Here is a 15,715-nt window from a genome sequence, read left to right as displayed (position 1 = left end):
CCTATGAATTAATTTTATTTAGATTTGGCTCTAGAATTAAATCATCATAAATGAATAAATCTAAAGATGACGATGTGTGCAACGAGATCGTCTATCAAAAAATATTTTTTAAACATTCTGAAGAACTGTTCAAGTTTTACAGCTATAAGTACATGAACACTCATGGAATAGAAGATATTATCCAGGACGCTTACATTAAGTTATGGGACAACTGTGCTAAAGTTGAAATAGATAAGGCAAGAGCCTACTTATATAAAGTAGTTAATAACGCCATATTAAATGAAAAGAAACATTTAAAAGTGGTACATAATTATGAGAATCAGCATACCTCATCAGAGGATAACATAACTCCTAGCCACGTTCTAGAAGAAAAAGAATTTAGTGTCAGGTTACAATCTGCTCTAGATGATTTAAGTGAACCTCAACGAGTTGCTTTTTTAATGAACCGTATCGATGGTAAGAAACATCAGGAAATTGCAGATGAATTAGGCATCTCAAAAAAGGCAGTAGAAAAGCGTATTTACGGAGCTCTAAATAACTTAAGAAAAACTATTAAAGAACTATAGGTAGGACTTTTAGCTTTTAAGTTGTTATACTCATGTAAAGGAGTATTAAAATTGAAGATTAAAAGAATGAATACAATACAACTATGGAAATTCAAAACACCTTTTATAGAGCTATTTTGAATCTTAAGTAGGAGTTTGAACTTCTTAGTTGTTATACATATATATTATGAAAGAAGAACCACATATTGAACGGTTGATTTCAAAATGGCTTGATAATGAGATATCTGAGTCTGAGATGTCATTACTTAAAGAACATAAAGATTATCAGGCCTTTGAAAAAATCAAAACGGCCTCATCTAACTTGAAACTAGGTGAATATGATAAAAATAAAGAGTTTGAACGTTTACAAAGTCGCTTGAACGCGTCTAAAAAATCCAAGAGTACACCATTCCTAAAATGGATTGCTGCTGCGATCCTTATAGGAATAGTAGCTGGTGGTTTATACACGACGCAACTCTTCAGTGATCAAATGGTAGAAACGCAGCTTTCTTCACTTTATCATTCATTACCAGATCAGTCCTCTGTACATTTAAACAAAAACTCTTCTATTTCTTATAATGAGAGTGATTATAGTGACGAGAGAATCATTGAGCTTAAAGGTGAAGCTTTCTTTGAAGTAAATAAAGGAAAGCGATTTGTTGTGAAAACGGCATCTGGTAACATAGAAGTTTTAGGAACAAAATTTAATGTCATATCCTTAGGAAATACACTTACCGTTTCCTGTTTTGAAGGTCGTGTAAAAGTAACTTCTGAAGGAAAAGAATATATCCTTAATCCTAAAGATGAAATTTTCATTGATGAGCAAGGAGCCGTTAAGGAAAATGTAAACTACACAAACACTCCTAGCTGGATTACTGGAGAGTACGTTTATGATAATCAACCGCTGCGACATGTTTTAAAAGACCTTTCAGATAATTACAATATAAAAATTGAAGCCACTAAAGATGTTGCTCAATTAAAATTCTCTGGAGGATTTGATAAAAACAATTTTGACCAGGCGTTGCAAAGTATCGCTCTACCGTTAGGTCTAGAACATAATGAAGTAGGTGACAAAATCCTTTTCAGTAAAAAAGATTAAAAATTATTAGGGGCTTTCTTTTCATATTAATTATTGCTTTCCCTTCCATTCTAGTTGCTCAAAATAACACCAATGATATCGTGTTAACCGAGCAACTAGAATTTTTAGAGAAAGAATACAACGTGATTTTCAACTATAGTAAAGCACTTATGGATACCTATATGGTATCCAGTCTTACCCAAGAAAATTTAGACGCTTACATTTACCAAATCAGAACTGAAACAGGTCTTACCATTTCTAAATTCTCTGACCATAAATTCATCGTTTATAAAAAGGTTGTTGCAAAAGAGAAACATCAAGAACTCTCTGAAATCTTACTAGTAGGCTATATCAACAAAGGAGTGAATCAATTCAAAGATGGAAGTTTCTCTCTGGATATGGGAAGTTCTCATCTTTTTCCAGGTCTATCATCGCCAGACGCGTTCCATTCCATCCAGTCTTTACCAGGAATACAGAGCATTGATGAAACTATTTCAAATATCAACATAAGAGGCGCCAGTAATGATCAGAATCTTGTGCTCTGGAACGATATTCAAATCTATCAAACCGGACATTTCTTTGGATTAATAAGCGCTTTTAATACTTATCCACCACATAAAGTAAAGGTTTCAAAAAACCTCAATGATTCTAGATATACAGGCGCAGTCGCTGGAGTTATTAATATGGATTACCTCTTAGGTGATCAAAAGAAAACAGAATTTGGCGCTGGAGTAGATTTTATGGCAGCACATGCTTACGGGAATTGGGTAGTAAATGATAACATCGCATTACAACTATCTATAAGAAAATCTATAACCGAGTTTGCCGATACTCCTAGTTATGAAGCCTACAAAAGAAGAATTCTACAAGCCACTCAATTAGATTCGTCTGCAAAAATGGACTTTGATTTCATCGATGCTTCTTTTGGAATAGATATCAAACTTTCTGATAATGATGACTTCCAGCTCTACGGAATGTTATTTGAAAACAACCTAGACTATGAAAAGAACTCGACTCAAACCACTACCAGTGACATCAGTCAGAATCATTACTCAGTAGGTTACAAATACCTCAAAGAAATAAATCCAGATCTAATCCTGGAGCACAAGTCTTACTTCACCATGTACGGTTTACGTTCCTTACTTGTGAATCAAAACGCTGGAAGTAGTTTATTTCAAGAGAATGATGTGAAAGATTTTGGGACTTCTCTAAGTGCCACGCTTAAAGTAAACGATTACTTAAGTTTAAATGCAGGACTTGAAACGAGCCAAGTAAGCGTGTTTGACGATGAGATTGTACGAGAACCTGATTTTACCAGTAAAAAAATAACGGCGGCTTCAAATCATGAATTTTACATTCAGTCCGATTATTCAAATAAATCCAAAACTCTAGACCTTTCTACCGGAATGCGCTGGAGCTACCTTCCATTCTATAATAAACTCCTATGGGAACCTAGAATGAACGCATCCTATAAATTGAATAAGACGTATCAATTAATAGGAAACATACAGCAGGCTAACCAGAACATCTTTCAAGTCATAGATGAGGCTGCAGATTTTCAAGGACTTGAGAAAAGAAGATGGCGATTAAGTGATAATGATCGATATCCTATCATACAAGCTCAGCAAGCCAGTATAGCACTGCAAAGAAATGAGAATGATCTATTGCTCGGTATTGAAGCTTACGCGAAAACTACGGACAACACACTTTCTGGTTCTCAAAACTTTAGTGGTGTATTTAAAGATCGTAATGCGGTAGGTAAAACAACATCATTTGGAGTGGAGTTTATTGCAAATAAGAAGATAAAAAGTTGGAGCACCTGGTTCAGCTATCACTTCAATGATAGTTACTCAAGGTTTCAAGCACTCAATAATAATGAACGCTTCCCTAATTCGTTTAACATTAGACACCATTTCAATTTATCGACTTCTTACAGCTATAAGAAATGGGAACTAGCCGCAAGCACAAATTTTCATAATGGAGTACGATACACGCCCGTAAAAGATTTGGATCAAAGTGTGGTTGTAAATGATGAAATAGAATATGAACGTATTAATTCCAGCACACTACCTTTATACTTACGTACAGATGTTTCTATTAATCGCAGTTTCAAATTTAAAAAGACCAAGCTACTTCTCGCGGCAAGTCTTTGGAACGTCTTCAATAGAAAGAACAAATTGAACACCTATTATCAAGTAGGAGAAAATAATGACATTCAACCAGTGGTACAAGAATCTTTAGGAACTGTGCTCAATATGTCGGCTCGGGTGATTTTTAAGTAGATAATACTTAAATTAGCTTGTAACAAAATAACTACTCGATTGAAAAAAATTTTCCTATTCACTTTAATATTTACTACTATATCTTGTAGTACTGATGATTCAACAAACTCACGCATAATATTTAATCATCACTATGAAACAGGATTTGGTTTCCATCCTAGATTAATATTTCTCACTCAAGAAGGTTCTCAATTAGACACGGACGACTGGAGTTATTTTTACGATGGCATTGAAGGCTTTACTTATGAGCCAGGATATATCTATGATTTATCAATCAATAAGTCTCCAATCAATAATCCTCTGGCAGATCAAGGCTCTGTAAAATATCGACTAAATAGAATTTTTTCAAAAGTAAAAGTTGACGACGACATCACCTTTCAAATGAAACTCAAATTTGATGGGTTTAATTTTGTAGAAAACAATACTGGCTACACCATACTCAATCAAATTGATATCAACTGCAATAATCTTTGCAATGAATTAGACAATCGACTGTTGAATCAAGCTGATGTCATAGGAATTTTTCAACATGGCGCAGATGGTTCTATTGAACTTTTGGGTTTTCAGTAATAATTATATAAGATTAAGTAAAGATTTCAAATCGTTAACGGAATTGATTCAACAACTAAAAAAAGCCTCGCAAATTGCGAGGCTTTTTAATATGGTTAAAACTCTAAGAAGATTACTTCTTGAATTTTGCGTACTTCGTTTTGAACTTGTCTATACGACCAGCTGTATCGAGAAGCTTAGTTTCTCCAGTATAAAATGGGTGAGAAGTACGAGAGATTTCCAACTTGATAAGTGGATACTCGTTTCCTTCAAACTCAATAGTTTCTTTAGTAGGAGCTGTTGATTTTGTTAAAAATATTTGCTCGTTAGACATGTCTTTAAAAGCTACTAGTCTATAATCTTCTGGGTGAATTCCTTTTTGCATGATCTTAATCTATTCTTTTGCGGCTGCAAATTTAATCATTATAATTAAATCTACAAATAGTTTTCTTAAATATATCTGTGCAATTTATAGCTTTCCTACGTACCGCAAACCATTATATTTGTATTTCTTAAAAAAAAGAACATTTTGGATCAAATAGTAAAGAAGAATTCATTTATCGTCGGACTCATAGGAGCTCTATTTAATCTTGCCCTAGTCATCTACGTATGGAAGACTGAAGCTTATGCTGACGTGACATCGGGTATCATCATGCTTTTACTACCTATTCCATTTGGAATAGCAGCACAATGGTGGAGTAAAAAAAGTCTCAACGGTTATATGTCTCTCAAGCAAGGAGTTCTTGCCTTCTTTCTCTGTATGCTTGTAATATTTCTGATAGATTTCATTGTGAACTACCTCATCTACGTCCATGTTGATCCATCTGCTCAAGCCGCAGCCGAAAAAGCTACAGAATCCTTTGCTCAAAAAAATGAAAACGCACTAGCTAGTCAGGACGTTTTTAAAAAACCAGTCTATAGTCTAGGTAGTTATTTCACAGGCTTTCTTTCTAAGCTATTAATTTATACCATTCCTGGAATTCTCTCAGCTCTTATTTTTAGAAAAGACATACCTCAAAACTCATAATCATGAATAAACTACTCCTCAACATAGGATTGAAATACGGTGTTATAGGCTTTTTGCTATACGCGATTGTTTACATCGTAGCGTGGAAAGTAGATTTGAGCCTATTTTTAAATCCGCTAGTGAGTTACCCTACGGCCTTACTTATTTTTGTATTAGGTGTTCTAGCACAACTTGAAGCTCGTAAAAAACTAGGTGGTTATATAGAATTCGGTCATGCCTTATTGGTCTTTGTGATTGTACTAGCCATCGCTCTTTTAGGAGCATTAATAGTAAATTATCTCATTTTTAACGTGTTTGATCCAGCTGCCAAAGAGCAACTCCTTGAACTAACCATTCAAGAATCTCTCGCGATGATGGATAAAATGGGAGAAATGTTTGGCATACAAGAGCAAATGGGTGAAGCCATGAATGAAGACATACTGCGAGAAGCGATGGAGCAACAAAACATCATGGGATTAGGAACTCTTATTTTTACTTACATCAGCAATTTAGTAATGTTTACCATAGGTGGACTCATCTCTGCGGCTATCATAAAACGTAAAGCACCTATCCAGTTCGATTAATGAATTTATCCATTGTCATACCATTATTAAACGAGGAAGAATCGCTTCCAGAATTACACGCTTGGATCCTACGCGTCATGGAAACCATGGACATTACCTATGAGATTATTTTTATAGATGATGGTAGTACTGATGGTAGTTGGGATGTTTTGAATACGCTTTCGCGAAAGCATGAAAACACGCACACTATAAAATTTTTAAGCAATTACGGGAAATCACAAGCCTTACATGCCGGTTTTCATAAAGCAAAAGGTGAAGTAGTCATCACCATGGATGCAGATTTACAAGACTCTCCAGACGAGATTCCTGAACTGTACTGCATGATTGCTCAAGATGGTCATGATCTGGTAAGTGGCTGGAAGAAAAAACGTTACGATAGCGTTATTTCAAAAAACCTACCTAGTAAATTATTCAACTGGGCAGCTCGCAAAACCAGTGGCGTGCAACTCGATGACTTCAATTGTGGTCTCAAGTCCTACAACGCTGCAGTCATTAAAAATATAGACGTGCACGGCGAGATGCATCGCTATATACCAGTGCTTGCAAAAAACGCTGGATTCAAAAAAATCACACAAAAAGAAGTCATTCATCAGGCTCGTAAGTATGGAACAACTAAATTTGGCTATGAACGATTCATCAACGGATTCTTAGATTTGATTACCATCGCATTTATATCAAAATATGGAAAACGACCAATGCACCTTTTCGGCGCACTAGGTGTAATTATGTTTGTTTTAGGTTTTATAATGGCAGGCTACGTAGGTTTCTCAAAACTTTACAAAATGTCTTATGACCTACCCTATGGCTTAGTGACAGACAATCCATGGTTCTACATCGCTCTTACCAGCATGATTCTGGGAACACTTTTCTTTATAGCAGGTTTCTTAGGTGAGTTGATCCTTAGAAATGGGAATCAGGCTAATCGTTATCATATTGAGAAGGAGATATAAATTTTAAGTAGGCAGTAGGCAGGTTAATTTTAGTGACGCTACGCTTACTAAAATATAGTAGGCAGTTATTTTAAAAGATAATTTTATAATTATTATAATCACAACTGCCTACTACATTTGTGCACGTAGCAAAGCGAAGTAAACAAATAAAACCTGCCTACTGCCTACTGAACCACGAACTGCCTACTTAATAAATCCGCCTACTAATTTCTCTTATCTTTGTACTTCATTCATAACTCACAAAAATGAATAAAGAAGCTATTCTTAAAAATGCTCAATCGTGGACTCAAGCGCCATTTGATACAGATACTATCACTAGAACACTTGCTTTAATAAGTGCCGACAATGAAGAATTTCAAGAGTCTTTTTATAAAGATCTTGAATTTGGAACTGGCGGAATGCGTGGTATCATGGGTGTAGGAACTAATCGTATCAATAAATATACGCTAGGTAAAAACACTCAAGGACTTTCTCAATACTTAAACGAGCAGTTTCCAAACGAGCAAGTAAAAGTAGCTATAGCTTACGACTGCCGCCGTAATTCTAAAGAACTCGCACAAACAGTTGCCGATGTTTTTAGTGCAAACGGTATTCATGTATATCTGTTTGATGAACTGCGTCCTACTCCACTGCTTTCCTATACGGTTAAGGCAAAAGGTTGTCACGCAGGAATCGTGCTTACGGCTAGTCATAATCCGCCAGAGTATAATGGATATAAAGTGTACTGGCAAGATGGTGGACAGTTAGTGCCACCGCAGGATAAAGCTATTTTGGACCTTATTAATTCGCTAGATTTTAAGGATATTAATTTCAATGGTAATGCAGATTTAGTAGAACTTCTCACTGAAGCTGATGATAATACCTTTATAGAGGACAGCATTAAAGCAGGGAAAATTTCAGGAGATGTAGATCGTTCTAGACTTAAAATAGTCTTTACAAGTTTACATGGAACCAGCATCACACTACTACCAGAAACCTTAAAACGTGCTGGATATTCAGACTTGCATGTGGTTAAAGAACAAGCCTTTCCCGACGGAGAATTCCCAACGGTAGTGTCTCCTAATCCCGAAGAACCCGAAGCACTTAAAATGGCGGTGGATCTCGCAAATAAAATCAATGCCGACATCGTCATAGGAACAGATCCAGACAGTGATCGTCTAGGTGTTGCCGTGCGTGATAATGATGGGAATATGGTATTGCTTAACGGAAATCAGACCATGATTGCCATGACCGATTTTCTTTTAAAACAAACCGATTTAAAAGGAACCAAAAACCCATTTATAGGTTCCACGATAGTCTCAACTCCTATGATGCACGACCTCGCAACGGCTCATCATGTGGAATGTAAAGAAGGACTGACCGGTTTCAAATGGATTGCAAAGATGATCAAAGACCATCCACAGCAGGATTTTATCGGTGGTGGCGAGGAAAGTTTTGGTTATATGGTGGGAGATTTTGTACGTGATAAAGATGCGGTTACCGCTGCCTTATTAGCTTGTGAGATGTACGCTTTCGCGAAAGCGAACTCATCAACAACCTATCAAGAATTATTAAAACTCTACGTACAACACGGCTTGTATCAAGAAAAGCTCGTATCACTCGTTAAAAAAGGAATCTCAGGCGCTCAAGAAATCAAGCAAATGATGATAGACTTGCGTGAAAACACACCAAAACAAATCGCTGGTCAAGACATAGTTATCGTTGAAGATTATGCGGCGAGCACTAGAGAAAATAAACATCTTCATAAAACCGAAACACTAGATATACCTAAGGCAAACGTGCTTATTTTTTATCTAGCCGACGGTTCTAAAATTGCTGCGAGACCTAGCGGAACAGAACCTAAGATTAAGTTCTATATAAGTGTAAAGGCTCCACTAGATGATGTTGCAAACTATGCCGTAGTTCAAGCACAACTCAATAAAAAAATAGACGGCATTCTTGCCAGTTTTGAAATTTAATTAATGAATTATTTTAAAGAGATTCTTAAGTATGCTAAGCCTTACAAGAAATGGGCTGTACTTAACATAATAAGTAATGTGTTTTTTGCATTCTTCAGTACACTTTCCTTTGTGTCTTTAATGCCTGTATTGCAGGTATTATTTAAAGAAACCGAAGAAGTATATACAAGACCTGAGTGGATTGATGTTACTAAAACCAAGGAATACGTAGAAGGTTATGTGAATTTCTACGTGTCTGAGGTGGCACAAAATGACCAAGAAAAAGCTTTAATTTTAATGATTACGCTTGTGGTAAGTTTATTCTTTTTGAAGAATGTTTTTGGATACTTAGGTATGTATTTTTTGACCTTTTTCAGAACTGGAATAATGAAGGATTTACGAGATGATTTGTATAAGAAAATTGTGAATTTACCGGTTTCTTATTTTTCTGAGAAACGTAAAGGAGATGTTATTTCTCGCGCTACTACTGATGTTATTGAAGTCCAGAGTAGTTTTCTTTCTATTCTAGAGCTCATCGTAAAGGAGCCATTGAACATCATATTTGCTCTGGCAGCGATGCTTGTATTTAGTATTAAGCTTACTTTATTTGTATTAATTTTTATTCCGATTAGTGGTTATATCATCTCTATGATTGGTAAACGATTAAAAAGTAAATCGGAACGGGTACAGCAAGAACAAGGAGCTGTTTTATCACAACTTGAAGAAACATTAAGTGGTCTTAAGGTTATTAAAGGTTTTAATGCTGAGGAACGCATGCAAAACAGTTTTGAAAAAACTACGGGAAGATTCCGTAGGTATATGAACAGCCTTGAGAAGCGTAAAAGTTTTGCCACACCAGTAAGTGAAGTTTTAGGTATTGCAGTGATAGGTGTTTTATTATGGTTTGGTGGACGCATGGTTCTTGTGGACGGAACTATTGAAGGTTCTACATTTATCACGTTTATGGGATTGGCTTATGCGATTCTCACTCCTGCCAAAGCACTTTCTAAAGCCAGTTACGGTGTCAAGAAAGGTAATGCAGCTGCTGCAAGAGTTCTAGAAATTCTTCATACAGAAAATACCATTGTTGATGTTCCTAATCCAGTAGAAGTAACTGACTTTAATAACGGAATTGATATCAAAAATGTCACTTTTGCTTATGAAGAAGAAAACGTATTAAAAAACTTCTCCCTACACATTCCTAAAGGGAAAAGTGTTGCTCTCGTTGGGCAAAGTGGTTCAGGAAAAAGTACGATTGCAAATCTACTGACTCGTTTTTATGATGTTCAAGAAGGAACTATTGCTATAGATGGTCATGATATTAAAGATGTAAGTCTTAAAAGTTTGCGTGATCAAATGGCGCTAGTAACGCAAGATTCTATCTTATTTAATGATACCATTGCTGTAAACGTAGCACTATCAAACAAAAATGCAAGTGATGAAGAGATCATCAATGCGCTGCAAATTGCCAACGCGTGGGAATTTGTAAAAGACTTACCAGATGGTATTCATACGAACATAGGTGATAGTGGTGGAAAACTAAGTGGTGGACAGAAACAAAGACTTTCCATTGCTCGTGCCGTTCTTAAAAACGCTCCTATCCTTGTACTTGATGAAGCAACCAGTGCACTGGATACTGAAAGTGAACGACTTGTTCAAGATGCACTTGAAAAAGTGATGAAAAACAGAACTTCCATAGTCATTGCTCACCGACTTTCTACCATTCAGAATGCTGATAACATCGTAGTGATGAATAAAGGAGAAATCGCCGAACAAGGAACTCATGCAGAACTTATCGCCATGAATGGATTGTATAACGGTCTAGTAGGAATGCAGAGTTTATAATGGCAATTACTGATTTGTGCTTCACTCCTTTTAAAACAGACGTTTCTGGAATCTCTATTCCTGAGAAGTTTACGTTTCCTATTTTCTATGAACCACATGAGTTGTCATTAATCGCAACTCGTGAGCTCCAAGATTTTCTTGAGCAACCTCAGGACTGGCAACATAATTTTTGGAATGAGAAAACAGGCGCTGGTGAAGCGGCTGGTAAAATGTTTGGCGTTCTCGTCGTTCAAAATCAAAAAGGTGAATTAGGATATCTATCGGCATTTAGTGGTCAGATTGATGGAACTATGGATATTGCACCATTTGTTCCTGCGGCGTATGTTCCCGATTTTGATAAGAACTATTGCGATGGTCAGTTTAAAGAATTCACAAAACTCAGTAATCAGGTTGCAGCACTAGAACAAACCGAGGAATACACCACAGCTCTAAAAAAACTTGAAGAACTTCAAGGAAAAGCCACTCAATTACTGGATGCACAGCGCAAAAAGCATAAAAAACAATCTCGCGAGCTCAAAGCTCAATTAAAAACTAGCGCAACAACCCTTAACGATTCAGAGCTTCAAAAACTAAAAGCCTTACAACACCAGCAACATCTCAACCAGAAGTTTCTCTATCGTGAATATGAGTTGTATTTTCTGGAAAAACAGCGTCCTTTTCAAGATATCGTAAACAGTTATCAAACTCAAATGGAAACGCTCACGCAACAGCGCAGGCAACAGTCATTAGATCTACAAGATTGGATTTTTAAACAGTATGATTTACTCAATGCCAACGGTGAGCGCAAAAATGTATTGGAGATTTTCAACGAATTAAATCTAGGTGCGCCACCAGCATCTACAGGAGATTGTGCAGCACCTAAGTTGTTGCAATACGCATTTGCGCAAGCATTAAAACCCATAGCTCTAGCAGAATTCTGGTGGGGAAAATCATCTAAATCGCAAATTAGAAAACACAAACAATTCTATCCAGCATGCCGCAGTAAATGTGAGCCTATCCTGGGACACATGTTGCAAGGATTAGATGTTGAAGACAATCCACTGTTAATCAATCCTGGAATAGGAAAAACGATGGAAGTAATCTATGAAGATGACGCCATCATCATCGTAAACAAGCCCGAAGAATTTCTCTCTGTAGAAGGAAAAACCATAAAAGACAGCGTTCACAGCAGGCTCAAAGAAATGTATCCAGACGCTACTGGACCTATTCTCGTGCATCGTTTAGATATGTCTACTTCTGGGATATTGGTAGCTACAAAGAATCTAGATTACTATCATTTTATACAAGAGCAGTTTGTAAATCGTACCATTTCAAAACGTTACGTAGCACTTCTCGATGGCGTTTTAGAACACGACACAGGAATGATTGAATTGCCATTGCGCGTGGATCTCGATAATAGACCTACACAATTAGTATGTCATGAATACGGGAAATCTGCTCGTACGAAATATCAAGTACTGGAACGTCGAGAAAAAGCAACGTTAGTCCACTTCTACCCAATTACCGGTCGCACGCACCAGTTAAGAGTTCACGCAGCGCATGCAAGCGGTTTAAATGCACCAATAGTAGGCGACGATTTATACGGAACAGCTACAAATCGGCTACATTTACATGCTGAGTTTATAAAATTTATTCATCCTATAACTGGTAAATCGGTATCATTTAAAATTCCGGCGCCTTTTTAAATATGTCTTTCACCCTACTATCATCGCCACTGCAAGGCTTTACAGAATACCGTTTTAGAAATGCGGTGCATAAATATTTTGGTGGGATCGACACTTTTTATGCACCTTATATAAGGTTCAATAACAAGCCTGAAATCAGTGCCAAATACCAGCGTGATTTACAACTGGAAAACAATCATGTCCCAGATTTGATACCACAAGTGATGACTAACAGTGCCGACGAGTTTATCACTGCAGTGAAGTACATCAGATCATTAGGTTATAAAGAACTCAACTGGAACCTAGGCTGTCCTTATCCTATGGTGACTAAGAAAGGAATGGGAAGTGGTTTGATTTGTGAGCCATCTAAGATTGATGCGATACTAGATCGAGTGCATAATGAAACAGATGTGGTCGTTTCTATGAAAATGAGAATGGGTTACCTTGAGCCTACCGAGATTCTCGACACCTTTCCTATTTTAGAAAAACATCCCATTAAAAGCATAGCCATTCATGCTCGTATAGGCAAGCAATTGTACAAAGGTGGCGTGGATTTAGAATCGTTTCAGCGCTGTCTGGACGCTTCTAAAACTAAACTCTATTACAACGGCGACATTACTACAGTTGCTGGTTTTAGAAAAATGCAAGAACAATTCCCAACCATAGACCACTGGATGCTCGGTCGTGGTCTTATTGCAGATCCTTTTCTGCCCAGTATGATTAAAGCAGACACAGAGATCTATCCCGAGAACCGCTGGGAAATCTTCCGTGAATTTCATGATACCATCTACCAAGAATATGACGCTTTCCTGCAAGGTCCTACACCTATCAAAATGAAAATGCAAGGTTTCTGGGAATACTGGTCACAGACTTTTCCTAATCCGCAAAAGGCTTTTAAGGCTATTAAAAAAGCAAATAATCCACGAGCTTACAATCAGGCGGTGAATGATATCCTCAAAACGGTTAAGAAATAGAATTCTTTAAATACACGCTTTCGCGAAAGCGAATCCTTAAACACCTATTTTTGTAACCGACTTTATGGAACAAAGGGATTTATTACTCATCACGCCACCGTTTACCCAACTGAATACACCGTATCCAGCGACGGCTTATATTAAAGGTTTCTTGAATACCAAAGGAATGAGCGCGTTCCAAATGGATTTAGGGATAGAAGTAATTCTAGCTTTATTTTCTAAAAACGGAATGGAATCGATGTTTGAAAAAGCATTTGATAATGAGCGTATTACATCTCAAAACAGCCAGCGTATTTATGCATTACAAGAACAGTATTTACAAGTACTTGAGCCTGTAATTTCCTTTTTACAAGGTCATAATGACACGCTTGCTCGCCAAATTTGCACTCATAATTACCTACCTAGAGCTTCTCGATTTGAGCAACTGGACGATATGGAATGGGCTTTTGGGAACATGGGAATGCAGGATAAGGCCAAGCATCTCGCAACTCTGTACTTAGAAGACCTATCAGATTTTATCAAGGAATGTGTGGATGATAACTTCGGCTTTAGTCGTTATGCGGAACGTTTAGGAATGAGTGCCAATAGTTTTGATGAAATCTATGATCACTTACAAAGTGACCTCACTACTATTGATGAAATCACCCTAGAAATTCTTGAGAAAAGGATTCAAGAAGTACAACCTAAGTTGGTTTGTTTATCGGTTCCGTTTCCCGGGAATTTATACAGTTCCTTGAGATGTGGTCAGTATCTTAAAAAGAAGCATCCACATATTAAAATTTCCTTCGGTGGTGGATTTGCAAATACAGAATTGCGCTCTATCACTGATGTGCGTGTGTTTGAATTTATAGATTACATAGCTCTCGATGATGGAGAATTACCGCTGGAGTTGATTGCAAATGATGTGATGAATCAGAATGAAGAACGCGTATTTAAACGCACATTCTTTCTTGTAAATAATGAAGTCGTTTATAAAAACAACAGCACAGCCAGCGATTATAAACAGAGCCAAATAGGAACACCAGACTACAGCGATTTGCTGCTGGATCAATACATATCTGTCATAGAAATCGCAAATCCTATGCATAGTCTATGGAGCGATGGACGCTGGAATAAGCTGACTATGGCGCATGGATGTTATTGGGGAAAATGTACGTTTTGTGATATTTCCTTAGACTACATCAAACTCTATGAACCAGTTGCGGCTGGAATTCTAGTGGACCGCATGGAAGAGCTGATTGCTCAAACGGGAGAAAGTGGTTTTCATTTCGTAGATGAAGCGGCACCACCAGCATTAATGCGAGCTGTGGCTTTGGAAATCTTAAAAAGAAAACTATCGGTGACATGGTGGACTAATATCAGATTTGAAAAGAACTTCACTCAAGATTTATGTCACTTATTAAAAGCCAGTGGTTGCATAGCTGTTTCTGGTGGATTAGAAGTAGCGTCAGATCGTTTATTGAAATTAATTGATAAAGGAGTTACCGTTTCTCAAGTAGCTCAAGTCACCAGAAACTTAACCGAATCTGGAATCATGGTGCATGCTTACTTGATGTATGGTTATCCTACACAAACCGTTCAAGAAACGGTAGACAGTCTGGAAATGGTAAGACAGCTGTTTGAATTAGGCATTATACAATCGGGATTTTGGCATCAGTTTGCTTTAACAGCACACAGTCCTGTGGGAATGAATCCAGATGAATTTGGGATCACACCACTACTCCAGCCTATCACCTTTGCAAATAATGATGTGCAGTTTACGGATCCTACTGGAGTAGATCATGAGCAGTTCAGTTATGGTTTAAAAAAATCATTATTCAACTACATGCACGGCATCGGTTTTGAACTCGATTTACAAGAATGGTTTGAGTTTGCAATCCCTCAAACGGTGATTGATACATTTTATATCCAAGAATGTTTAAGCGAAGAAACGTATCGAGTACCTAAGTCTAACCACAAACTCGTCTGGCTAGGCAATGAACCACTTATTGCAGGTTCTACAATTCATAGAAAAGGAAATGAAATACCTACCTTAAAATTACAATTTCATAATGCCGCAACTTGGTTTGAAATAGAACTCGAGGAAGATAAAGCTGACTGGTTGATGAAGCAATTGCAACAGGTAGTTCCTCAAGAAAAACCGATGACTTACGGAGCGATGAAATCGAGTTTTGAAGAACACTGGAATCATTTTGACACCTTTTGGTTTTCAAATCCGATGGAAGAACTTAAGGAAAATGGGTTTTTAATCTTATAAATCGGTCATTTCAAAGTTTTGCACCTATAATCAGTTGACATCGA

13 protein-coding genes are annotated in these 15,715 nt (G+C 37.0%); 12 read left to right on the top strand and 1 reads right to left on the bottom strand.

The features are described from left to right. The first annotated feature begins 50 nt into the window (after positions 1 to 50). The 4 genes from ACSHWW_RS10850 to ACSHWW_RS10835 all read left to right on the top strand — a co-directional run bounded on the left by ACSHWW_RS10850 (position 51) and on the right by ACSHWW_RS10835 (position 4,475). Positions 51 to 566 (top strand): RNA polymerase sigma factor, encoded by a 516-nt coding sequence (locus tag ACSHWW_RS10850; protein WP_435682478.1) that lies wholly within the window; start codon positions 51 to 53, stop codon positions 564 to 566. A 166-nt stretch (positions 567 to 732) separates the two neighbouring features. Next, the gene (locus tag ACSHWW_RS10845; RefSeq protein ID WP_435682477.1) at positions 733 to 1,644 is read left to right on the top strand and encodes a FecR family protein; all 912 of its coding nucleotides are present in this window, start codon (positions 733 to 735) and stop codon (positions 1,642 to 1,644) included. A gap of 80 nt (positions 1,645 to 1,724) precedes the next feature. Next, on the top strand, positions 1,725 to 3,905 hold the full coding sequence (locus ACSHWW_RS10840) for a TonB-dependent receptor plug domain-containing protein (protein ID WP_435682476.1): 2,181 nt from the start codon (positions 1,725 to 1,727) through the stop codon (positions 3,903 to 3,905). A 39-nt stretch (positions 3,906 to 3,944) separates the two neighbouring features. After that, entirely contained in the window at positions 3,945 to 4,475 is a 531-nt protein-coding gene (locus ACSHWW_RS10835) for a DUF4377 domain-containing protein (RefSeq protein ID WP_435682475.1), read from the top strand. A 112-nt stretch (positions 4,476 to 4,587) separates the two neighbouring features. On the opposite strand, the gene ACSHWW_RS10830 is transcribed toward ACSHWW_RS10835, so the two are convergent. Continuing rightward, a complete protein-coding gene (locus ACSHWW_RS10830; protein ID WP_036580578.1) occupies positions 4,588 to 4,839 on the bottom strand; it encodes a type B 50S ribosomal protein L31 in 252 nt (83 codons plus the stop codon). Between the two features lie 144 nt (positions 4,840 to 4,983). Between ACSHWW_RS10830 and ACSHWW_RS10825 the strand changes: the two genes are divergently transcribed. The 8 genes from ACSHWW_RS10825 to ACSHWW_RS10790 all read left to right on the top strand — a co-directional run bounded on the left by ACSHWW_RS10825 (position 4,984) and on the right by ACSHWW_RS10790 (position 15,671). After that, entirely contained in the window at positions 4,984 to 5,481 is a 498-nt protein-coding gene (locus tag ACSHWW_RS10825) for a DUF4199 domain-containing protein (RefSeq protein WP_435682474.1), read from the top strand. A 2-nt stretch (positions 5,482 to 5,483) separates the two neighbouring features. Further along, positions 5,484 to 6,044: a DUF4199 domain-containing protein gene (locus tag ACSHWW_RS10820; RefSeq protein ID WP_435682473.1), complete on the top strand. Its 561-nt coding sequence runs from the start codon at positions 5,484 to 5,486 to the stop codon at positions 6,042 to 6,044. Next, complete coding sequence (locus ACSHWW_RS10815; protein WP_435682472.1) at positions 6,044 to 6,994, top strand: glycosyltransferase family 2 protein; 951 nt, start codon at positions 6,044 to 6,046, stop codon at positions 6,992 to 6,994. The genes ACSHWW_RS10820 and ACSHWW_RS10815 overlap by 1 nt, the downstream gene beginning before the upstream one ends. Before the next feature lie 245 nt (positions 6,995 to 7,239). Then, positions 7,240 to 8,952 (top strand): phospho-sugar mutase, encoded by a 1,713-nt coding sequence (locus tag ACSHWW_RS10810; RefSeq protein WP_435682471.1) that lies wholly within the window; start codon positions 7,240 to 7,242, stop codon positions 8,950 to 8,952. 3 nt (positions 8,953 to 8,955) lie between these two features. Further along, complete coding sequence (locus ACSHWW_RS10805) at positions 8,956 to 10,776, top strand: ABC transporter ATP-binding protein (protein ID WP_435682470.1); 1,821 nt, start codon at positions 8,956 to 8,958, stop codon at positions 10,774 to 10,776. Next, positions 10,776 to 12,461, top strand: coding sequence for a pseudouridine synthase (locus tag ACSHWW_RS10800; protein ID WP_435682469.1), 1,686 nt, complete (start codon positions 10,776 to 10,778; stop codon positions 12,459 to 12,461). The genes ACSHWW_RS10805 and ACSHWW_RS10800 overlap by 1 nt, the downstream gene beginning before the upstream one ends. 2 nt (positions 12,462 to 12,463) lie before the next feature. Then, the gene (locus tag ACSHWW_RS10795; RefSeq protein WP_435682468.1) at positions 12,464 to 13,414 is read left to right on the top strand and encodes a tRNA dihydrouridine synthase; all 951 of its coding nucleotides are present in this window, start codon (positions 12,464 to 12,466) and stop codon (positions 13,412 to 13,414) included. Positions 13,415 to 13,478: 64 nt separating this feature from the next. After that, positions 13,479 to 15,671: a B12-binding domain-containing radical SAM protein gene (locus tag ACSHWW_RS10790; RefSeq protein WP_435682467.1), complete on the top strand. Its 2,193-nt coding sequence runs from the start codon at positions 13,479 to 13,481 to the stop codon at positions 15,669 to 15,671. Positions 15,672 to 15,715 lie beyond the last annotated feature (44 nt).

This window comes from Nonlabens sp., assembly GCF_051251825.1.
Classification (GTDB): domain Bacteria; phylum Bacteroidota; class Bacteroidia; order Flavobacteriales; family Flavobacteriaceae; genus Nonlabens.
This window is presented reverse-complemented; position numbering and strand designations above follow the sequence as displayed.